Origin of the sequence: Bacteroides fragilis (genome assembly GCF_019583405.1) — a bacterium.
GTDB classification, from domain to species: domain Bacteria; phylum Bacteroidota; class Bacteroidia; order Bacteroidales; family Bacteroidaceae; genus Bacteroides; species Bacteroides fragilis_B.
In genome coordinates, this window is the sequence record NZ_SZUU01000001.1 from 127,972 (window position 1) to 148,629 (window position 20,658).

Here is a 20,658-nt window from a genome sequence, read left to right on the forward strand (position 1 = left end):
AATGTCTGATTATTCCAAATATTTAATTCCTCATACGGCAACTATCCGCGAAGCGTTGGTTGCTTTGAATGATTTATCTCACGATGTACTTGTCCTTTTTGTTATGAATGAATTTGACCAGATGGTCGGGACATTGACTGATGGTGATATTCGCCGCTATCTGATTGGCGGAGGTGAGATAAAAGACTGTGTTTGTGGCGCAATGACCAGGTCTTTCTTGTTTATGACGGAAGATTCCCCTTTCTCAACAATAAAAGAGTACAAAGATCGTGGTATATCTTTGGTTCCTTGCCTGGATGGGAAGAAGAGAATACTGAAGGTTATTAACCTGAAGAAACGGAAATCCATTCTTCCTATAGATGCCGTGTTAATGGCGGGTGGAAAAGGAGAGCGACTTCGTCCGTTAACAGAGACAATTCCTAAGCCGTTACTCCATGTCGGTGATAAAGCCATTATTGATTATAACGTAGACCGTCTGATTTCTTATGGAGTGGAACATATTTCGGTTACTGTGAATTACCTGGGAGAGCAATTGGAGGATCATTTCAAGGAACCGCGTGATGGTATACGGGTCAAATGTGTCCGTGAACCTCGCTATTTGGGCACTATCGGTTCAATCAAATTTGTATATCCTTTTTGTCATGACACGGTTTTAGTCATGAACTCAGACTTGTTTACCAATATAGATTATGAAGATTTCTATCTCCATTTTAAAGAACACGATGCTGATATGTCCGTGGCTGCCGTTCCTTATTCTATCTCTGTACCCTATGGAATTTTTGAATTAGAAGGGCGTAACATTCATGGGGTCAAAGAAAAGCCGACCTATAACTATTATGCGAATGCCGGAATTTATCTGATAAAAAAGAGTTTGTTGGATATGATGCCTGATAATTGTTTTTATAATGCCACGGACTTTATGGAACTGTTGATTCATAATAACCTGAAAGTAGTCCGTTATCCTATAACCGGCTATTGGATTGATATAGGTAAACATGAAGATTATAAAAAGGCACAAGATTTAGTTAAACATTTATGATATATGAAAATTTTGATCACTATATGCGCTCGTGGCGGTTCTAAGGGAATTCCCGGTAAGAATATTAAGCCGTTGAACGGGCAGCCTTTAATAGGATATTCGATTGCCGTGGCAAAAGAGTTTCAGTCAGTATTTGAAGGTACTGACATTATGCTTTCTACCGATTCGGAAGAAATTATTCGAGTGGCTGGAGTATACGGGCTTAAATCAGATTATAAACGTCCGGAATATTTGGCTAATGATACGGTTGGTAAGATTGATGCTATAAAAGATCTTGTTTTATATTCGGAGAGTAAACAAGGGCAAATATATGATTATATTTTAGATTTGGATGTGACTTCTCCATTAAGGAATTTACAAGATTTAAAGATTGCTTTTGATATTCTCCGTTCTGATGAAAATGCAATAAACTTATTTTCAGTAAGTGAGGCCGGCAGAAGTCCTTATTTCAATATGGTAGAACAAAAAGAAAATGGATATTATGCCCAAGTGAAAATGCCTGATAATAATGTTTTTACCAGACAATCTGCTCCTCAGGTTTACGACTTGAATGCTTCTTTTTATTTCTATAAAAGATCTTTTTTTGACATGGGTTATAAAGGGGCGATCACAGACCGTTCTTTGGTTTATAAGGTACCCCACATTTGTTTTGACTTGGACCATCCGATCGATTTTGAGATAATTTCTTATTTAATGTCGAATAATAAACTGGATTTCTTATTATGAATGTTTTGATTGTCGGATTAGGTTCAATTGCCCGGAAACATATCGCTGCTTTGAGGAGTCTTGATCCTGAAGTGCGAATTTATGCTTTACGCTCAACCAGGTTTTCTAATTCTGTCGATGGAGTAACAGACTTGTTTTCCATGAAAGAGGTAGAAGAATATTCTTTTGATTTTGCAATTATTTCTAATCCAACGTCAGAACATCAGAAGACAATTCAACAAATGGGAGTATTAAATATTCCGCTTTTTATCGAGAAACCTCTTTCTCATCAACTGGACGTCAAGGAAACAGTTGCAGAGATTGAACGAAAAAACATTCTAACTTATGTCGCATGTAACCTTCGTTTTTTGGATGCTCTTCTTTTTACTAAGCAATATATTGCCGGATCCGGCTTACGAATCAATGAGATCAATGTTTATTGTGGCTCTTATTTGCCTTCCTGGAGGGGGGAAGGGGTTGATTATACAATGAATTATAGTGCTATTCCTGAACTTGGTGGTGGCGTCCATATAGACTTGATACACGAAATCGATTATATTTATTGGTTGTGTGGTACTCCATCATGCACTCAAAGAATATTTTCCAGTTCTTCTTCCTTGGGAATAAAATCGTATGATTATGCCAATTACTGTCTGTGCTATGATGATTATCATGTGAGTATTATTCTTAATTATTATCGTCGTGATGCCCGGCGTTCTTTAGAGATCGTTTGTGAGGGTGAGACGATTTATGTTGACTTGTTGGAGAATTGTGTGTCTATAGACGGGGAAATAGCTTTTCGCTCCAGCCAAAGAATAGCGGATACTTATCAACTCCAACTTGCTTATTTTTTGGATTGCTTACGTGTGGGAAAACCTACATTCAATACAATAACAGATGCATATAATGTACTTCAAATTTGTTTGGAATCATGATATTAAAAGATAAAATAATATTAGTAACGGGAGGCAGTGGCCTTATCGGACGTGAAATAGTCTCGGACATCCGTCGTCAAGGTGGAATTGCAATAAACGCAGATATCAATGTCGATACTTGCCTTGAAAAAGGTACCTATCATTTGGATATCTCAGATGATTTATCAATTCACAGCCTGGTATCTATGGTCAAAGAAACGTTTGGCCGGATAGACGGACTGGTAAATAGTGCGTATCCGCGTACTCCAGACTGGGGAGCTTTTTTCGAAAATATTGCTCCCGCTTCCTGGAGGAAGAATGTAGATCTGCAAATGAATAGTTGTTTTGTCATTTGCCAGTCTGTATTGTCGGTTATGTCCGGGCAAGGATATGGTTCTATTGTCAATATCGCCTCTATTTATGGAGTTGTGGGTAATGATTTTACTCTTTATGAAGAATATGGGGGAACTTCGCCGGCCGCTTACTGCGCCATAAAAGGAGGTATCATTAATTTTTCCCGCTATTTGGCTTCTTATTATGGTAAGAATAATATTCGGATTAATTGTGTTTCTCCCGGTGGCATTTTTGATCATCAACCTCCCTCTTTTGTTGAGCGTTACTGTGCTAAGGTGCCAATGCGTCGAATGGGTACTCCTGCGGACATTGCTCCAGCTGTTTCGTTTATGCTTTCAGATGGTGCCCGATATGTAACGGGACAGAATTTAATAGTTGATGGTGGCTGGACGGCCATTTAGTAGAGTCTTATCTTGTAAAAAATAAAAATAAGTAAATTATTTGATTATGAAATATTGTACAAAATGTGTGATGCCGGATACGAGGCCGGGTATTACTTTTAATGAAGAAGGCGTGTGTTCAGCTTGCCAGTCTTACGAAAATCGTAAGAAAGTGAATTATAAAGTTCGTTTTGAGGAGTTTAAGGCTCTTTGCGATAAGTATCGTGGTATGAATGGACCTAATGGCTATGATTGTATGGTTGCTGTAAGTGGGGGAAAAGATAGCCATTTTCAAGTTTATATGATGAAAGAAGTGCTTCATATGAACCCGTTGCTTGTTTCTGTGGAGGATAATCTTCCGATGACTAAGGCCGGCATTCATAACTTAAAAAATATTTCAGAAGCTTTCGGGTGTGATATTATAAGTATGAAACCCAATATCCGCGCTCAAAAGATAATAATGAAGAAAACTTTTGAACGATATGGTAAGCCCACTTATTTTATAGATAGATATATCTATACTTATCCTTTGCACATGGCATTGAAATTTAATACTCCTTTATTAGTTTACGGAGAGAATGTCAGCTATGAATATGGTGGTAATGGTGCTGTGGAAACTTATTCCGCCAAGGATCAGATATCTAATGGAGTAGGAGCCGGTATACCTACTGGAGATTTATTAGGTGATGGCGTTACTCTGAAAGATTTAAATTTTTTCGAACCTCCTGCGCTTGAAGATATCAATAGTCTTGACCCGATCTATATGAGTTATTTTGTGGAGTGGAATAGTTTTAAGAATTATGAAATAGCTAAGCGATACGGTTTTCATGACTTAACTCACGAATGGAATAGAACGCATCATGTGGAGCAGATGGACCAAGTGGACAGTCGTGCTTATTTGGTACATTCCTGGATGAAGTATCCCAAATTCGGTCATGCCTCTGCTACAGATTATGCTGCCCGTATGGTACGCTACGGTATGATAACAAGAGACGAAGCTTTTAAATTGGTAAAGGAACATGACCATGCATTGGATCCTCTTTGTGTGAGAGATTTTTGTGAATTCCTGGGATATACGGAAAAGGAATTTTGGGATATTGTAGACAAACAATACAATAGAGAGTTATTTAAGAAGAATATGTTGAATAAGTGGGTATTATTAGAATAAAGGTATCTCTATTCATTTAATGGTATTATGCCTTATTATAGATGTTTCGAAAAATAATTAATAAAATACTAGGCAATCCTAATGTTAAAAATGGGATATTGTTTTCCGTGTTTTCATTTTTTAATAATGGAGTTAGTTTTTTGTTATTAATAGTATTAGCTAAATATATATCTCCATCAGCGTATGGAGAGCTTAATCTATTTAATACTTTAGTTTATTTATTTGGCATACTAATATCTTTAAATTCAGTGGGTGTATTATCTGTAAACTATTTTTCTTCATCTAGAGCGGAGTTTAGACAATCGTTTAATTCTGTTTTACTAATTACATTAGTTACTTTTAGTATATTATTATTTATTCTGATCTATTTTTCACATGTACTAGTTATTTATACAGGATTAGATACTAAATATCAGATTATTGCATTAGTAATTTGTCTTTTCAATGTCGTGCTTAATCTTAATTTAGATTTATGGCGATTAGAAGAAAAAATTTCGAAATATGGAATATTCTCTGTGTTAATGTCTCTATGTAATTGCATTCTTACTCTATTTTTTGTGATATCAATAAGTTTGGATTGGCAGGGGCGGCTATATGCTCAATTGGTTACATGCATATTATTTTCTAGTGTAAGTATTGTTTTTCTTAGCAAAGGAAATTATTTGACGTTTACGGTGCCTTCTGCGAAAAGGATCAAAGATACTCTAAGTTTTGGAATTCCATTAATTCCACATGGACTTTCTTTTTGGGCTCGTCAAGGACTAGATAGGTATATCATTAATTATGTTTATTCGCAGGCGATCGTGGGAATGTTTAGCTTCTCTTTCAATTTTGCTAACGTGATTCAGATTGTGGGTACAGCATTTAATGCAAGTAATTCAGTCTTTTTATTTAGGAGTTTATCATCGGACTCTGAAACAACAAGAAAGATGTTGAGAAAGCAGGAGCGATTGATGTTACTATTTTTTTTAGGTCTTACTGTCTGTATATGTGGAGGATGTGCTATTTTTATTCCAATCGTACTTCCTCAGTATTCAGATTCTATAGTTTTCCTCTTTCCATTATGTTTTGGAGCTATGTTTCAGTGTTATTATCTGTTGTATGTTAACTATCTGTTTTTTTATAGACGCACGAAGCAATTAATGTATATTACTTTATCTATCTCTGTGTTACATGTAATACTCTCTGTATGGTTAACAAAATATTCGATTTTGTTAACTGCTTATATTAACTTATTGACAAATTTTCTGATAGCTATATTTGTCTATTTTTATCATCGAAAATTTTGTAGATTAAATAAATAACTATGTATTATTTTTGTGTAAATAATAATTATCATTTACATTTTGATAGGCGGATAATCCGTGATTTGATTGGAGATAAAACATTGATACAAGTACCTTATTCTTTAAATTTGAATGATACTGATGGTTATTCCAATGTAGTCCGTTTGGATTTTAATAGATCAATTTCTTTGAAAAGGCTACTGTTGAACTTTCAGCAGATAAGACATATAGTAAAAGCTATTTCGTCGCAGTTTACCATCTCATCGCAAGACGCTCTTTTTATTCATACTGATATTAATATTATAAATGCAGTAGTTATAGAACTTTTTGCTAAATATCATGCAAAAATTTTTTTGTTAGAAGATGGGACGGCGACAATGTGCGATTTCAATAGAATTCCAAATAATCTAGGTTGGGTTGAGCGTTTGAGAACTTATTTGATAAAGTATGTTTGTGGTCTTAAGAACACTTACGTCGTGGATTTTGGAGATGATAAACATTTGAGAGTTAAGGATGCTCTATTTAACAAAATTGTTGTGTCATGGGGGAATAAAACATTACGTAATATTCCTGTTTTAAATATTGGTATGGGTATTATTTCTCATCAAGCAGCTAATTCAGGGGCTATTTTTTTTAATCAACCAATGTATTTGTTTTTTTGTACAGAAGACGAGTATTTACATTTTATCTCACAAATATTAAGTTTGCACACTCGATTTACTGTTTTTTATTTTAAATTTCATCCTCAAGATACCAATTTTATGGAGAATAAAATTCGGCAATTAATAGAAAAGAATTTTTCATCAGTAAAAATTATAGAGGATAAAGAACCAGCAGAATTAATAATAAATAAATATCCGGTTAAATATTCTATTTCCTATACTTCAACTTGTACTTTAAATCATATTAAGCAAGGAATTATCCCAGTGTTTTTGGTAGAGATCTTTAATCAGTTTAAACCTTCTACTTCCCATGATTCCTTTAAGAGATTCTTATGCCAAATAGGTTGTGAGTATCCGAATAATCTGAATCAAGTTGATGAAGAATATAACCCCATAGATGATCTTATTGTAAGTAATAAAAATTGTCAAGTAAATATAGATGAAATTCTCAATAATAACAGTTGTTCGAAATGCTGAGAAAACAATTCGAGCTACGATAGACAGTGTTATAAACCAGATTTATTCAGATTTTGAATATTTAATAATAGATGGAAAATCGACTGATGGAACTGTGGGTTTATTGAGGTATTACTCACTGTTGGATAGTAGAATTAGATATATATCTGAGACTGATCATGGAATATATGATGCGATGAATAAAGGAATACGGTTATCTAAGGGTGAATGGTGTTATTTTCTTGGTGCAGATGATTGTTTGTATAATGATCAGGTTTTGTCTTTTGTAGCATCTTTTATTACAAATACTCCATCTGCAAATGTTTGTTATGGAGATGTAATTTTTACTTCGTCAAATTTGCGGTATGATGGGGAGTATTCTTTGTCAAAATTTTGTAATCATGCGATTTGTCATCAAGCAATCTTTTATAAAAGAGAGATCTTTGATAGATATGGGATGTATGATTTGAAATATAAGATTAATGCGGATCATGTTTTTAATATTCGTGTTTTCACTACTATGTTTGACCAAGTTGTTTATTTTCCTTTTGTTGTGTGTTTATATAATAATGAAACGGGAGTTAGTAGCAATGTTATAGATATCGAATTGAGGAATGATAATTTTCAAATTCGGTATGAGGCCTTTCGAGATTTATTGCCTAAGATTTCTTTAGCACGTATCTTTTTTTCTTCTTTTATATATTACTATAAATCACATTCGTGGAAAGATGTAAGAAAATATTTGACTTTTGTGAAAAAAGATATTGGTATCGGATGCTTAGTGTATTATTTCTTTGTCATTCTAAAGATGAGATTATGCCGAACAGAAGAAGTTTAATATATTCGACTATTTTAATATGGCTTTGCCTTACAAGCACTGCGCCATTTATCTTTTATACATGGCCTTTTCATCCTTATAAAATTTTGACACTATTTTGTCTTTTAGCAATGTCTTATGAAATGTTGAAAGAACAAATTCTCAAGATCAACCGCAACTATTTATTTATTGTATTTCAATTGTCTTTTTTTTACATATTATTGATTTTTTATCATGAAGATAAATCTTATATAAATTATATTATACAGTTGTGTGCTTTCATCATAATATCAACTTATATTTATAAGACTATCGGATTCTCTTTTTTTGTGAAGTCGTATATTTATGTTATTATGATCATGGGATGTGGGGGTACTTTTATTTTTATTCTTCATTTAATTATAGGAGTTCCTCCTCTCTTTTCAGTAGATTATTCGGATAGTGGAACTTCTTATTTTTTATGGTTAACAACTACTAATGTCTATTATAATTTGGATAGTGGAGCTCGGTTTATTCGTTATTCAGGCTTTTTTGATGAGCCTGGACAATATGCACTTTTTTCGATATTTGCTATAATTCTGAACCGTGTATATAATTATAATTCTCGTTATGATAAGATACTGATAATAACAGGTGTTTTTGTTTTTTCAACAGCCTTTTATGCCTTTCTAATTTTGTATTTTGTTTTATTCTATTTCAATAGAGCTAATCTAAAAATATCTTTAGGAATAATTTTTCTACTTACATTAGCCGTAACTTATATTCAGTATTCTAAGGATGAAAGGGTCACGCTGCTTCGAACACAAACTATTGAAAGATTTTCATTTGATGAGTCAACGGGAAAATTTAATGCTGATAATAGAAGTGATAGAGTTGAGAATGATAAAAGGGTTTTTTTTAAATATCCTATGTTAGGTTCTGGTAATATTAAAGAGCACATAATGCACTCTAATTATTGTAGCGTTCTAGCCCAGTTTGGATTAATTGGAGCTGTGTTCCATTATTCTTTTTACTTGTTCTATATCTTATGTATATTAAGATCTGTTAGTGGAAGAAATGATTTACTATTTTATGGAAAGATTATATTACTAATCTTTATAAATATATTTCATCGTCCGGATTTTTCGCCTGCAATAATTTCTTTAATTTTTTGTTCATTGATTAACGAAGTAAATACAAATAAAAAACTTAAGTGTAAATATATATGTGTGAAAAAAGAAAGCGCAGACCTTTGATCTCAATTATTACAGTTTCATATAATGCTGCAATGTCAATAGAAAGAACTATTCAGAGTGTTTTAAATCAAACCTATAAAAATTATGAATATATTATTATTGATGGAGGAAGTACTGATGGAACTGTGGATATAATAAAAAAATATGATGATAAATTGGCTTTTTGGATTAGTGAACCTGATGATGGCATTTATGATGCGATGAATAAGGGTATTTTGCAAAGTAAAGGAGACTTTATTGGTATAATAAATAGTGATGATTGGTATTCAGATGATACCTTAGAAATTATTTCTAATTATGTGCTAGAAAATAATTTGGTTGATATTTTTTGTGGGGATATGATTGTTCATAGCTTGTCTGGGGATGAATATTTATTACATTCTAACTCTAATGAACTTAAAAAAAGAATGTCTATAAATCATCCAACCTGTTTTGTCAAATCATCACTATATAATAAAAAAATGTTTTCATTACTTTATAGCGTTGCTGCTGATTATGATTTTCTTCTTTGGGCATTTGTACATAATTATACGTTTTATTGTGTTGATAAAGTGTTAGCACATTTTACTCTTGGAGGAGTTAGTAGTAAGAATACAATTAGGTGTACAGATGCGTTTTTTATTTGGAAAGATTATGTAGGTACCTATTATGCTTGTATCTATTTCATGAGAGATATTATAAAGAAAATATTGAAGTTGCTTCTAAAAATATAAGGTTTATATTAATGTTTATTTGATATAGGAAAATGTTTTACTTATTCTTTTGTTTATGAAGATTGTATATTGTATTCCTTCTCTTCAAAACCCAGGTGGAATGGAAAGAGTGTTGACAGAAAAAGTTAATTTTCTTTCTCGTAATTATGGCTATGATATAGCTATAATTACGACTGAAGGAAGTTATAAACCCTATTTTTTATTGGATAAGAAAATTAGTATTGTTAATTTTAATATTAACTTCAATTCTTTTTTTTCTGCCCCTTTGATAAGTAAAATTATTCTTCATAATAGAAGATTGTGTTTGTATAAAACTCTTCTTTATAATTATTTGAAAGATAATTCTGTTGATATATGTGTGTCTTTATGTGGTAAGGAAATTGATTTTTTAGCAGATTTAAAGGATGGCAGTAAAAAAGTAGCTGAACTCCATTTTGCTCGTAATTTTAGAAAACAGTTTTTGCTAGCACGTAAGCATGGAAAATTTTGGGAATTGCTTGGTAATATCCGAACTTGGCAACTAAAAAAAACAACACAAAAGTTAGATGCTTTTGTTGTATTGACAAAAGCGGATTTAAGAATATGGCAAGTAAGTCATTCAAATGTTTACCAGATTTATAATCCATGTATTTATTCTGGAGAAGGACTTACTTCTTCTTTGGAAAAACAAAAATTTTTAGCTATTGGGAAATTGGATGCACAAAAAGGTTTTGATTATTTGATTTCAGCGTGGAAGTTAGTTGCGACAAAATATCCAAATTGGACATTATGTATTTTTGGTCAAGGAGAATGGAAAGAGAAGCTTTCTAATATGATAAGAACTTTTCATCTTGAAAACTCGGTTTTATTATTAGGGCTGACTAATGATGTTAAGTTTGAATATTTAAATAGTTCGGGATATATAATGTCATCTCGTTATGAAGGTTTTCCTATGGTTCTACTTGAGGCGATGTCGTTTGGTTTGCCGATTGTCTCTTTTGATTGTGAAAGCGGTCCTAATGAAATTATAGATAATGGAGTGAATGGTTTTTTAGTTCCAAGTGGTGATACTGATAGTTTAGCTAGATATATCCTATTATTGATTGAGGACATTACATTAAGAAAAAAAATGGGAATGATGGGTAAAAATAAATCGACGTTATTTGATATGGAATCTATTATGGAACAATGGAATAACCTATTCTTATCATTGAGATATAACAGATAAAAGGATAGTATAAAGACTTACGGTTTATTGTTATGAGATTAAAGGAATATGATAATTCTTGGTATAATACAGGTGCTTCTTTTTCAAAAAGAGCGCTATGGTATATTGTAAATATTCTTGTTTTCATAAATCCTATGTTTCCTATTTCAAGCTTCAAAGTGTATATTTTGCGATTATTTGGAGCTAAAATTGGTAAGGGAGTGTATATAAAACCTTCTGTAAATATAAAATACCCGTGGAGACTTTGGGTTGGTGATTATGTTTGGATTGGTGAGAAAGTTTGGATAGATAATTTAGATTATGTTATACTCGGAAACAATGTGTGTATAAGTCAAGGAGCTATGCTATTATGTGGTAATCATAATTATAAAAAGAGGGGGTTTGATTTAATAATAAAGCCTATACATATAAATGATGGTTGTTGGATTGGAGCAAAATCAATTGTTTGTCCAGGTACGAATATGAGAGAATATTCTGTCTTGTCTGTGGGAACTGTTGTGAGTGGTGATGTAGATGCTTACTCAATATATCAAGGGGTACCAGGGAATAAGATAAAAGAACGAGTAATTAAATAATAATAGAGCTTAACCTTATGAAGTTGATAATAAATGCGTCTTTAGCTTATGGAGGAGGCGGGTTACAAGTTGCATTATCTTTTATTAATGAATGTCTTTATATTAGAGGTAATCAATATTATGTTTTCGCAAGTAGAAATGTTGTATCTCAGTTGGATAAGTCAATATTTCCTGATAATTTTATCTTTTATGACATTCCACCTTTGAAATTTTATCAGTATAACTTTTATTTGTCTCAACTAGAAAAGAAGATATTGCCGGACGTTGTTTTTTCTATTTTTGGACCTGTATATTGGAAGCCATCTGTCCCTCATATAATGGGGTATGCAATTCCTCATTATATTTATAAGGATTCCCCCTATTGGGATATAATCTCTATTAAAGAAAGGCTGAAAATGAAGATAAAAGAATTCTTTCATATGTATTTCTTGAAAAGGGATGCTTCGGCTTTTATTTGTGAAACAGATGATGTGCAGACTAGGTTAGCTTTGTTATTTCCGGAAAAGAAATGTTATAAGGTTTCAAATACATACAGTTCCTTTTTTGAGAAAAAGGTTTTGTGTCGGGATTTTATAGAATTGAAAGATACTTCAAAATTTAGATTCTTAACGGTTTCCCGTTATTATCCACACAAAAATTTAGAGATAATAAGATTGATTGTAGATAAATTAAGGGAGAACGATATTAAAGATATTCAATTTGTGTTGACTATCTCACCCTCTGATTATGAAAAAATTTTTGGAATTGATTATGTGGAAGAGGTTAAAAATGTGGGTCCGGTTATTGCAAGTGAATGTCCATCATTATATAATGATTGTGATGCTGTCTTTTTACCAAGTCTACTTGAATGTTTTTCTGCTAATTATCCTGAAGCGATGATTATGAAGAAACCAATATTAACTTCTGATTTGCCTTTTGCACGAACTGTGTGTGGAAATGCTGCTCTTTATTTCACTCCTTTAAATGTTATGGATGCAGTTGATAAGATATTGTTAATTTATCACGATGATGACTGTGTTCGTAATTTGTTGCTGTTTAGCGAATTGAAACTTCGAGAATTCCCATTGCCATGTGAACGGGCTCATTTATACTTGGAAATATGTGAGAAAGAAAGAAAGGGGGAGTGATATGCACTCATTGAAAATATCTATAGTTACTGTGACTTTTAATAGTAGTACAACTCTTCGTGATACGATTAAATCTGTATTATCACAATCATTCTCTAATATAGAATATATAATAATAGATGGTTTATCTCAGGATGAAACTATTGAAATTATTAAAGAATATGAACCTTTGTTTCATGGTAATCTCAAATGGATTAGTGAAATGGATGATGGACTTTATGATGCTATGAATAAAGGAATAAATATGGCTACTGGAGAGATAGTTGGTATAATTAATTCAGATGATTTTTACTTCAGAAATGATGTCATTACGAAAATAGTAGAGGCTTTTAATGATAATAATGTACAGGCTATTTATGGTGATGTACGCTTTGTAAACCCTAATAACTTGGATAGGACAGTTCGCTATTATTCTTCTAAAAGGTTTGTTCCATCCTTGTTTCGATTTGGCTTTATGCCTGCTCATCCAACTTTTTTTACTTATCGAAAATATTTTGATCAGTTGGGTTATTATAAAACAAATTATAAAATAGCTGCTGATTATGAATTGCTTCTTCGTTTTTTATATGTGCATCGATTAAAGAGTAAATATTTGCCTTTGGATTTTATGAAAATGAGGACAGGAGGTACGAGTACGGCTTCTATTAGGAGTAATATCTTATTGAATAAAGAGATAGTCAGAGCCTGTAAGGAGAATGGAATATGGACTTGTTATCCTTTGCTTCTATTAAAATATTTAGTAAAAGTATTTGAACTGATTTTTATAAAAAAATGAATATACTTATTTCTGGAATTCATGGTTTTGTAGGCTCTAATTTTATTAGGGCTTTGAAAGATAAACATACTTTGTATGGGCTTGATATTGTTTCTCCTGCTAAAGAGGAAGTCGTAACAACTTTTTCTTGGAGAGAGATCGTACCCACATCTTTCCCATTACAAACTCTCCCCCAATTTGATGCAATCATTCATCTTGCCGGAAAGGCTCATGATACGAAAAACCAATCAGCTGCTCAGTCTTATTTTGATATTAATACCGGTCTGACTCAAAAGATATTTGATTTCTTTTTGGAGTCTTCTGCGAAGAAATTCATATTCTTTAGTTCAGTAAAAGCTGCGGCGGATAGTGTAGTGGGAGATATGCTTACTGAGGATGTTATTCCGGCTCCTATTGGTCCTTATGGGGAAAGTAAAATAAGAGCTGAAGAGTATATAAAGGAACATTTTGCATTTCCCACTGTCTCCTCCTGCGAGTGTTCTCCTTTTCGGGAGATGACTTCGGTTACAGAAAAACAGGTTTATATATTAAGACCTTGTATGATTCATGGTCCGGGGAATAAAGGAAATCTGAATCTATTGTATAATGTGGTGAAGAAAGGAATTCCCTGGCCATTGGGTGACTTCGAAAATCGTCGTTCGTTTACTTCAATTGATAACCTATGCTATGTGATTGAGGGATTATTGACTAAAGAGGTACCTACGGGCATTTATCACATGGGGGATGATGAAGCTTTATCAACAAATGAGCTGATTGCCATCATGTGTGAGGCAATGGGAAAACAGCCTCATATCTGGAAGATGAATAAGGGCTTTATGGAAGGATGTGCCGGACTGGGAACTTTACTCCATTTGCCACTGAATACGGAAAGGCTTCGTAAACTGACAGAGAATTATGTGGTAAGTAATGCTAAGATCAAAGCTGCTCTCGGGATTGATAAAATGCCTGTGACAGCTAAAGAGGGGTTGATTAAAACCATTCGTTCATTTGAAGAAACTAAATAAGTTATGTACTATTTAATAATCTTAGTTCTGCTATTTCTGGCAGAACTTTTTTATTTCCGTATTGCTGATAAATGCAATATCATCGATAAACCGAACGAGCGGAGTTCGCACACCCGGATCACTTTGAGAGGGGGAGGAATCATTTTCTTCTTTGGCGCGTTAGCTTACTTTCTGACGAATCAGTTTGAGTATCCTTGGTTTATGCTGGCTCTGACATTGATTACTTTTATCAGTTTTGTAGACGACATTCGTTCTACTTCTCAGGGGTTACGTTTGGTGTTTCATTTTACGGCGATGGCTTTGATGTTCTATCAATGGGGGTTGTTCAGCCTGCCTTGGTGGACCATTGTGGTTGCTTTGATTGTTTGCACAGGGATTATCAATGCCTATAATTTTATGGATGGTATTAATGGCATTACAGGTGGATACTCGTTGGTGGTGCTGGCGGCGTTAGCATTTATAAATGGGGTATATGTTCCATTTGTAGAGCCGGCTTTGATTTATACCATGCTTTGTGCTGTGTTGGTCTTTAACTTCTTCAATTTCCGGAAACAGGCAAAGTGTTTTGCGGGGGATGTAGGTTCGGTTAGCATTGCTTTCGTGATCCTCTTCCTGATCGGTATGCTGATAATCCGTACGGAAAATTTCAGCTGGATTGTCTTGTTGGCAGTTTATGGGGTGGATAGTGTGCTGACAATAATTCATCGGTTGATGTTGCATGAGAATATTGGTTTGCCACATCGAAAACATTTGTACCAGATTATGGCAAATGAGTTGAAAATTCCTCACGTGGTGGTTTCATTGGTGTATATGTCGGTGCAGGCAGTAGTTATAGCCGGGTATCTTCTATTTCCGGGGAATGAATATGGGTATTTGTCGGGTACCATTATTGCGCTGAGTTTGGTCTATATTCTATTTATGAAGCGTTTCTTTTGCTTGTATCAAGCGAAGTGATATTGGCAATATTATGCTTTCTGCCATAGGTCTAATATATTCCAAAAAATAAGATAAGTTATAGTCGGATAAATAATAGGGTTACAAAACAATATTATATAGAGTTAACTCCCGATTGCTCATAAGGCGATCGGGAGTTTTTTTATCTGTATGCAAGGGAAGGCATTTTTTGTCAGATTGTAAAACAAGATAAATTGATAAAGTCAAAAGCCAGACGAAATACGTCTGGCTTTTGACTTTATTATAACTTGGAGAGAAACACGCACGAGGCCGAATGCTTACGCTTTAATAAGAAAAAACAGACACTGGCTGAATCAGATAACTCAAGTTTCGGAAGTGAATCTACACCGTCTGAACCGGTATCTTCATCCTTATACCTTTCTTCAATTAACATTGTTAACGCTTTTTCAGGTTGTCAGGTTCTTGTGCGCAAATAACAAGTCTTTTGCATTTAAAGAACTTGTTATTTACATCCAAAGAATAAGCTTTAACTCTGTGTTAAAACAAAGCTTGAGGATAGAAATCTTACTTTTTAAAGATGTTGATTTTCAGATGGTTTAGTCTAAAATTCGCTTCTCCGCCTCACGAATGGGCTTTTCGGGCGAAAGCTGGGATACTTGCTTTCTTGTCAACTATAAACGAGAGCTTACACTTCCGAAAACTGAATTAGATTCATGAGTAGAAGAAAGCTTACCACCAAATTTGAAGAAGAACCAACCGTTAGTCTTATTATACTGGAATAGATCTACATCGTAAGGAAATGGTATTGGCTGAAGCGATTGATGTCTTAATCCTTATTATACTGGAATAGATCTACATTTAAAATACCAACAAAAAAGCATTAAACATTACTGTTTGTCTTAATCCTTATTATACTGGAATAGATCTACATTTAAGGCATTCAAATGAGCCTTTTGCTTTAATTGTCTTAATCCTTATTATACTGGAATAGATCTACATGACAAGCACGCCCAGAGAATTGCTGCTTCTCACGGTGTCTTAATCCTTATTATACTGGAATAGATCTACATACTCTGATTATTAGACTATTATATATTCTTAAATGTATTTGTTTGTGATCATAATAGGTTGTAAACCAGAATAGTAGATGCGAATCTAAGTCTTTTTTCGCAAAAGTAGGTCTTTTTTTCTGTAATTCTGATGTGTAAATAGTGATATTTTGACCTAAATGATTGATAATTAGAATACTGTGTAAACTTCATTTTTCGCAAATAATCGTTGGATATTTAGGGGTGGGCGAGTTTCGAAAACAACCTTAAAACTATGTTGCGTAAGTTGCTGATATATAGAACAATATTTCAAAGAGCGCATAACATATCTATCCTTTTTTCGCAAATGATTTACTAATATACGTAAAAGCTATTATTTGCGCATCTCTTTTTACACTTATTTTTTCTTAATATAGAATAATCTTCATATTATCAGATGACTAAGTTTTTTCTTCTTTTCGCAAAAGAATTTAGAAAAAAACTATTTCGAGTGAATGCGGGGAATCTTCAAGATGCCTATGAGAGGTTTTTGCAGCTAATATTTTATTACCAAAAGGTTTGATTTGTCTCCCAAAACAAAAGTGAACACTATCGTGTGGCAACTACGGGCGAATTGCTTTGCGTTTCTTTGAATGAGGCTCCTAAAATTATTGTGCAGATAATAAGGGTGTTACAACTTTTTCTGAGAAAACTGCTTTCCGGACCGTTTTTTCCTTTGCCGATAATTTGTAAATCTTCATCTTTGCAGTGTTGATCAACGAAATATGAATGAAACGTAGTAGTAACATTAGTAAAGAAGGAGAAAAATTATGCCTTTATTTTATAGAGCGAGACAATCGCAGTTGAAAACGAAAGAGGGAAAGAAACAGTGGCACCTGACTCTGGTGAAAGTTGGAAAAATGGTAACTTCACAACAGTTGGCTGAAGTAATAGCTGAAAAATCATCGTTGACACCGGGTGATGTTCATAATGTGATTCGTAACCTGATGACTGCCATGCGTAAAGAATTGTTGAATAGCCGTTCGGTACGTCTGGAGGGATTAGGCACTTTCACGATGAAGGCTTGTACACAAGGGAATGGGGTAGATCAAGAGGAGGAGGTGAATCCGAATCAGGTGAAGGCTCTTCGCTGCCTGTTTACCGCGGAATATACTCGTCCGGCAGCTATCGGTACTACCCGTGCTTTGCTTCAGGGAGTGGAATTCCAGAAAGCCAGTGCGATAGGGGGAGCAATTAATGGTGGATCGGGTAGTGGAGATGGAGATATTGTAGATGATCCGACAGCTTGATAAAGTTTATTGCAGATATAATAATTATTGGAAATGAAAGGAGGTATGAAGAATATGAAGAAAACGGGATGGAATATTATATTGAAGTTGATTATTGCTGTGGCAAGTGCTGTAGCCGGTGTAATCGGTGGGCAGGCTATGACATTATAAAACGGAATTAATAACTAAACAGGGTGAACTCCCGATCGCCATTAGAGGCTTTCGGGAGTTTTTCTTTTCCCCATGATCTTGTCTATAATCAGAGCGATGGCTCCATCACCGGTTACGTTACAAGCTGTACCGAAACTGTCCATAGCGATATAAAGGGCGATCATCAATGCCTGAGCTGATTCGTCGAAACCGAGCATGGACTGGAGGATACCTAAAGAAGCCATAATAGCGCCTCCGGGAACGCCGGGAGCAGCAATCATCGTAATGCCGAGCATGAAAATGAAACCCGCAAACAGGGAAAAATCGAAAGGCATGCCCTGCATCATCATTAAGGCTAAAGCGCAGGCTACAATCTTCAGGGTACTTCCGGATAGATGAATGGTAGCGCAAAGCGGGATGACAAATCCGGCTATATCAGCTGATACGCCGTTCTTCTTGGTCTGCTCGAGTGTGACAGGGATGGTGGCGGCTGACGACTGAGTACCTAAAGCGGTGAAATAAGCCGGTAGCATCCGTCCCAACAGGCGGAACGGGTTTTTACGGACGAACAATGCCGCAATGCAATATTGAAAAACCAGCAAGAAAATATGCAGTATAAAAATAACGCCGATAATCTTGATAAATACCATAAGGATGGAGAATACTTGTCCGGAGTGTGTCATGTTAAGGAAAATGCCAAAGATGTAAATGGGCAGTAACGGGAGGATGACTGCGCTTATCATACGTACGATAATCTCTTGAAAGTCTCGTGCTACGTTTTTCAAGGCGTCACTATGCAGGCTTGCCAACCCCAGGCCGAGGGTAAAGGCAAGGACCAGTGCCGTCATGACATTCATCAAGGGTGGAATGGCAACAGAAAAATAAGGGAGGATTCCTTGTGCTTCGCTCACTTCGTCGAGAGGTGCTCCGGGAGTAATGAGCGAAGGAAAAATGGCGGCTCCGGTAAAGTAGGACAGAAATCCGGAGAAAAGAGTGGCACCATATGCAATGAGTGCCGTCACGAGTAGCATTCGTCCGGCCCCTTTACCAATATCGGCTATGGCAATGGTGACCAGTCCGAGGATGATAAGTGGTATGGAGAAATTTAGAAACTCCCCAAAGATGGAGTTGAAGGTCACGAACAGCCGTACCAAAGGTGTCGGCAGGAAATTTCCGATAGCAATACCAAGTATAATAGCTATGATGATACGTGGCAAAAGTCCTATGTGTATTTTCTTCATTACGAGGTTTTAGAAGTTTGTTGCAAAAGTAATATTTTATTCTGAAACTATCCGAACAAATATTTTCGATATGTGTTATAAATAATAAGAAATAGAACAAAATATCAACTAATTTAGATACATATTACAATTATGGCAACTCAGAATAAAACAGATATAGGCCTGATTGGTTTAGCTGTGATGGGAGAAAATTTAGCTCTGAACATGGAAAGCAGAGGTTGGAGCGTATCGGTGTATAATCGTACGGTGCCGGGTGTGGAAGAAGGAGTGGTGGAACGTTTCATCAATGGAAGGGCTAAAGGCAAGCATATAGAGGGCTTCACGGATATAGAGGCTTTTGTAGAATCGATCGCTTTGCCTCGTAAGATAATGATGATGGTGCGCGCCGGTAGCCCCGTAGATGAGCTGATGGAGCAACTTTTCCCGTATCTTTCTCCGGGTGATATATTGATTGACGGTGGTAACTCAAATTATGAAGATACAAACCGCAGAGTGAAACTGGCAGAGTCGAAAGGCTTTCTGTTCGTCGGTGCCGGTGTGTCGGGTGGAGAAGAGGGAGCCTTGAATGGAGCTTCTATCATGCCGGGCGGTTCGGAAAAAGCATGGGAGGAGGTAAAGCCCATCTTGCAGAGCATTGCAGCCAAAGCTCCCGATGGCAGTCCGTGCTGTCAGTGGGTGGGGCCTGCCGGATCGGGACACTTTGTGAAGATGATCCATAACGGGATAGAGTATGGTGATATGCAGTTGATTGCTGAAGCTTATTGGGTGATGAAAGAACTGCTGGATATGACTAATGAAGAGATGGCATCTGTGTTCACCCGTTGGAATGAAGGTAAGTTGCGGAGTTATCTGATAGAAATCACAGGCAATATACTTCGTCATAAAGATAAGACAGGGACCTATCTGATTGATAAGATTCTGGATGCTGCCGGTCAGAAGGGGACAGGTAAATGGTCGGTGATCAACGCCATGGAATTAGGTATGCCATTAGGATTGATAGCTACGGCCGTTTTTGAACGTAGCTTGTCGGCTCAGAAGGAACTGCGTGAAACCGCCGCCCGACAGTATCAATCTAAACATTCGATGGCTGTATATAATAAACAAGATACGGAAAAAGAGATTTTCGCGGCATTGTATGCTTCGAAACTGGTTTCGTATGCTCAAGGGTTTGCTGTATTGCAGCGCGCTTCCGATGCGTTTGGATGGAGCCTCGATCTGGCTTCGATTGCACGGATGTGGAGAGGTGGTTGTATTATTCGCAGTGTTTTCCTGAATGATATTGCTGCGGCATTTGAGGCAAAAGAAAAGCCTAAACATCTGCTGCTGGCTCCTTATTTTGAAGAAGAGATCAAAGGGCTGTTGTCCGGGTGGAAGAATCTGGTGGCACAGGCCATGCGTGAGGAACTGCCTGTTCCGGCTTTCTCTTCGGCTTTGAATTATTTCTATTCGTTGGTGTCTGCTGATCTTCCGGCTAATCTGGTGCAGGCACAGCGCGATTATTTCGGTGCTCATACATTCGAGCGAAAAGATGAGTTACGAGGAGTCTTTTTCCATGAAAACTGGACTGGGCACGGAGGAGATACAAAGTCGGGTACGTATAATGTATAAGCAGAAAAAG

Annotated in this window: 20 protein-coding genes and 1 pseudogene; 19 read left to right on the forward strand and 2 right to left on the reverse strand. The window is 35.4% G+C overall.

The features are described from left to right. Position 1 precedes the first annotated feature (1 nt). The 16 genes from FDF36_RS00495 to FDF36_RS00570 all read left to right on the forward strand — a co-directional run bounded on the left by FDF36_RS00495 (position 2) and on the right by FDF36_RS00570 (position 15,371). Positions 2–1,039, forward strand: a complete 1,038-nt coding sequence (locus FDF36_RS00495; RefSeq protein WP_220389926.1) for a nucleotidyltransferase family protein — start codon at positions 2–4, stop codon at positions 1,037–1,039. A 3-nt stretch (positions 1,040–1,042) separates the two neighbouring features. Beyond that, on the forward strand, positions 1,043–1,765 hold the full coding sequence (locus FDF36_RS00500; RefSeq protein WP_220389927.1) for an acylneuraminate cytidylyltransferase family protein: 723 nt from the start codon (positions 1,043–1,045) through the stop codon (positions 1,763–1,765). Further along, complete coding sequence (locus FDF36_RS00505) at positions 1,762–2,679, forward strand: Gfo/Idh/MocA family protein (protein WP_220389928.1); 918 nt, start codon at positions 1,762–1,764, stop codon at positions 2,677–2,679. Before FDF36_RS00500 ends, FDF36_RS00505 begins: the two co-directional genes overlap by 4 nt. Further along, positions 2,676–3,413 (forward strand): SDR family oxidoreductase, encoded by a 738-nt coding sequence (locus tag FDF36_RS00510; RefSeq protein ID WP_005798400.1) that lies wholly within the window; start codon positions 2,676–2,678, stop codon positions 3,411–3,413. The genes FDF36_RS00505 and FDF36_RS00510 overlap by 4 nt, the downstream gene beginning before the upstream one ends. Positions 3,414–3,459: 46 nt before the next feature. Next, entirely contained in the window at positions 3,460–4,560 is a 1,101-nt protein-coding gene (locus FDF36_RS00515) for an N-acetyl sugar amidotransferase (protein WP_220389929.1), read from the forward strand. Positions 4,561–4,601: 41 nt separating this feature from the next. After that, the gene (locus FDF36_RS21500; protein WP_220389930.1) at positions 4,602–5,864 is read left to right on the forward strand and encodes a lipopolysaccharide biosynthesis protein; all 1,263 of its coding nucleotides are present in this window, start codon (positions 4,602–4,604) and stop codon (positions 5,862–5,864) included. Between the two features lie 2 nt (positions 5,865–5,866). Beyond that, the gene (locus tag FDF36_RS00525) at positions 5,867–6,985 is read left to right on the forward strand and encodes a hypothetical protein (RefSeq protein ID WP_220389931.1); all 1,119 of its coding nucleotides are present in this window, start codon (positions 5,867–5,869) and stop codon (positions 6,983–6,985) included. Beyond that, the gene (locus FDF36_RS00530; RefSeq protein ID WP_220389932.1) at positions 6,948–7,802 is read left to right on the forward strand and encodes a glycosyltransferase family 2 protein; all 855 of its coding nucleotides are present in this window, start codon (positions 6,948–6,950) and stop codon (positions 7,800–7,802) included. The genes FDF36_RS00525 and FDF36_RS00530 overlap by 38 nt, the downstream gene beginning before the upstream one ends. A 332-nt stretch (positions 7,803–8,134) precedes the next feature. Further along, positions 8,135–9,016 (forward strand): hypothetical protein, encoded by an 882-nt coding sequence (locus FDF36_RS00535; RefSeq protein WP_220389933.1) that lies wholly within the window; start codon positions 8,135–8,137, stop codon positions 9,014–9,016. 32 nt (positions 9,017–9,048) lie between these two features. Continuing rightward, positions 9,049–9,729 carry a glycosyltransferase family 2 protein gene (locus tag FDF36_RS00540; RefSeq protein WP_409013141.1) on the forward strand — a complete coding sequence of 227 codons (681 nt, stop codon included), beginning with the start codon at positions 9,049–9,051 and terminating at the stop codon, positions 9,727–9,729. Positions 9,730–9,784: 55 nt separating this feature from the next. After that, a complete protein-coding gene (locus FDF36_RS00545; protein WP_220389935.1) occupies positions 9,785–10,936 on the forward strand; it encodes a glycosyltransferase family 4 protein in 1,152 nt (383 codons plus the stop codon). 32 nt (positions 10,937–10,968) lie between these two features. Further along, positions 10,969–11,511, forward strand: a complete 543-nt coding sequence (locus tag FDF36_RS00550; RefSeq protein WP_220389936.1) for a WcaF family extracellular polysaccharide biosynthesis acetyltransferase — start codon at positions 10,969–10,971, stop codon at positions 11,509–11,511. Positions 11,512–11,528: 17 nt separating this feature from the next. After that, positions 11,529–12,638, forward strand: coding sequence for a glycosyltransferase (locus tag FDF36_RS00555; protein WP_165014455.1), 1,110 nt, complete (start codon positions 11,529–11,531; stop codon positions 12,636–12,638). Between the two features lie 10 nt (positions 12,639–12,648). After that, positions 12,649–13,413 carry a glycosyltransferase family 2 protein gene (locus tag FDF36_RS00560; RefSeq protein ID WP_220390456.1) on the forward strand — a complete coding sequence of 255 codons (765 nt, stop codon included), beginning with the start codon at positions 12,649–12,651 and terminating at the stop codon, positions 13,411–13,413. Further along, entirely contained in the window at positions 13,410–14,417 is a 1,008-nt protein-coding gene (locus FDF36_RS00565; RefSeq protein ID WP_220389937.1) for an NAD-dependent epimerase/dehydratase family protein, read from the forward strand. Before FDF36_RS00560 ends, FDF36_RS00565 begins: the two co-directional genes overlap by 4 nt. 3 nt (positions 14,418–14,420) lie before the next feature. Further along, on the forward strand, positions 14,421–15,371 hold the full coding sequence (locus tag FDF36_RS00570; RefSeq protein WP_220389938.1) for an MraY family glycosyltransferase: 951 nt from the start codon (positions 14,421–14,423) through the stop codon (positions 15,369–15,371). A 241-nt stretch (positions 15,372–15,612) separates the two neighbouring features. Here the strand turns inward: FDF36_RS00570 and FDF36_RS21420 are convergent. Then, positions 15,613–15,848, reverse strand: a pseudogene (locus FDF36_RS21420) (hypothetical protein). A gap of 1,342 nt (positions 15,849–17,190) precedes the next feature. Here FDF36_RS21420 and FDF36_RS00575 point away from each other — a divergent pair. Both FDF36_RS00575 and FDF36_RS00580 read left to right on the forward strand, forming a co-directional pair. Next, positions 17,191–17,670 (forward strand): HU family DNA-binding protein, encoded by a 480-nt coding sequence (locus FDF36_RS00575; protein WP_005808839.1) that lies wholly within the window; start codon positions 17,191–17,193, stop codon positions 17,668–17,670. Between the two features lie 54 nt (positions 17,671–17,724). Then, positions 17,725–17,820 (forward strand): smalltalk protein, encoded by a 96-nt coding sequence (locus FDF36_RS00580; RefSeq protein WP_005786866.1) that lies wholly within the window; start codon positions 17,725–17,727, stop codon positions 17,818–17,820. Between the two features lie 41 nt (positions 17,821–17,861). Here the strand turns inward: FDF36_RS00580 and FDF36_RS00585 are convergent, their stop codons facing one another. After that, the gene (locus FDF36_RS00585) at positions 17,862–19,040 is read right to left on the reverse strand and encodes a dicarboxylate/amino acid:cation symporter (RefSeq protein ID WP_005808836.1); all 1,179 of its coding nucleotides are present in this window, start codon (positions 19,038–19,040) and stop codon (positions 17,862–17,864) included. 132 nt (positions 19,041–19,172) lie between these two features. Between FDF36_RS00585 and gnd the strand changes: the two genes are divergently transcribed. Further along, positions 19,173–20,648: a decarboxylating NADP(+)-dependent phosphogluconate dehydrogenase gene (gene gnd, locus FDF36_RS00590; protein ID WP_005819718.1), complete on the forward strand. Its 1,476-nt coding sequence runs from the start codon at positions 19,173–19,175 to the stop codon at positions 20,646–20,648. Positions 20,649–20,658 lie beyond the last annotated feature (10 nt).

Excerpts from the sequence above, each read along its gene's own strand:
- FDF36_RS00495 (WP_220389926.1), top strand. The coding sequence starts at position 2 with ATGTCTGATTATTCCAAATATTTAATTCCTCATACGGCAACTATCCGC.
- FDF36_RS00500 (WP_220389927.1), top strand. The coding sequence starts at position 1,043 with ATGAAAATTTTGATCACTATATGCGCTCGTGGCGGTTCTAAGGGAATT.
- FDF36_RS00505 (WP_220389928.1), top strand. The coding sequence starts at position 1,762 with ATGAATGTTTTGATTGTCGGATTAGGTTCAATTGCCCGGAAACATATC.
- FDF36_RS00510 (WP_005798400.1), top strand. The coding sequence starts at position 2,676 with ATGATATTAAAAGATAAAATAATATTAGTAACGGGAGGCAGTGGCCTT.
- FDF36_RS00515 (WP_220389929.1), top strand. The coding sequence starts at position 3,460 with ATGAAATATTGTACAAAATGTGTGATGCCGGATACGAGGCCGGGTATT.
- FDF36_RS21500 (WP_220389930.1), top strand. The coding sequence starts at position 4,602 with ATGTTTCGAAAAATAATTAATAAAATACTAGGCAATCCTAATGTTAAA.
- FDF36_RS00525 (WP_220389931.1), top strand. The coding sequence starts at position 5,867 with ATGTATTATTTTTGTGTAAATAATAATTATCATTTACATTTTGATAGG.
- FDF36_RS00530 (WP_220389932.1), top strand. The coding sequence starts at position 6,948 with ATGAAATTCTCAATAATAACAGTTGTTCGAAATGCTGAGAAAACAATT.
- FDF36_RS00535 (WP_220389933.1), top strand. The coding sequence starts at position 8,135 with ATGATCATGGGATGTGGGGGTACTTTTATTTTTATTCTTCATTTAATT.
- FDF36_RS00540 (WP_409013141.1), top strand. The coding sequence starts at position 9,049 with ATGTCAATAGAAAGAACTATTCAGAGTGTTTTAAATCAAACCTATAAA.
- FDF36_RS00545 (WP_220389935.1), top strand. The coding sequence starts at position 9,785 with ATGAAGATTGTATATTGTATTCCTTCTCTTCAAAACCCAGGTGGAATG.
- FDF36_RS00550 (WP_220389936.1), top strand. The coding sequence starts at position 10,969 with ATGAGATTAAAGGAATATGATAATTCTTGGTATAATACAGGTGCTTCT.
- FDF36_RS00555 (WP_165014455.1), top strand. The coding sequence starts at position 11,529 with ATGAAGTTGATAATAAATGCGTCTTTAGCTTATGGAGGAGGCGGGTTA.
- FDF36_RS00565 (WP_220389937.1), top strand. The coding sequence starts at position 13,410 with ATGAATATACTTATTTCTGGAATTCATGGTTTTGTAGGCTCTAATTTT.
- FDF36_RS00570 (WP_220389938.1), top strand. The coding sequence starts at position 14,421 with ATGTACTATTTAATAATCTTAGTTCTGCTATTTCTGGCAGAACTTTTT.
- FDF36_RS00575 (WP_005808839.1), top strand. The coding sequence starts at position 17,191 with ATGCCTTTATTTTATAGAGCGAGACAATCGCAGTTGAAAACGAAAGAG.
- FDF36_RS00580 (WP_005786866.1), top strand. The coding sequence starts at position 17,725 with ATGAAGAAAACGGGATGGAATATTATATTGAAGTTGATTATTGCTGTG.
- FDF36_RS00585 (WP_005808836.1), bottom strand. The coding sequence starts at position 19,040 with ATGAAGAAAATACACATAGGACTTTTGCCACGTATCATCATAGCTATT.
- gnd (WP_005819718.1), top strand. The coding sequence starts at position 19,173 with ATGGCAACTCAGAATAAAACAGATATAGGCCTGATTGGTTTAGCTGTG.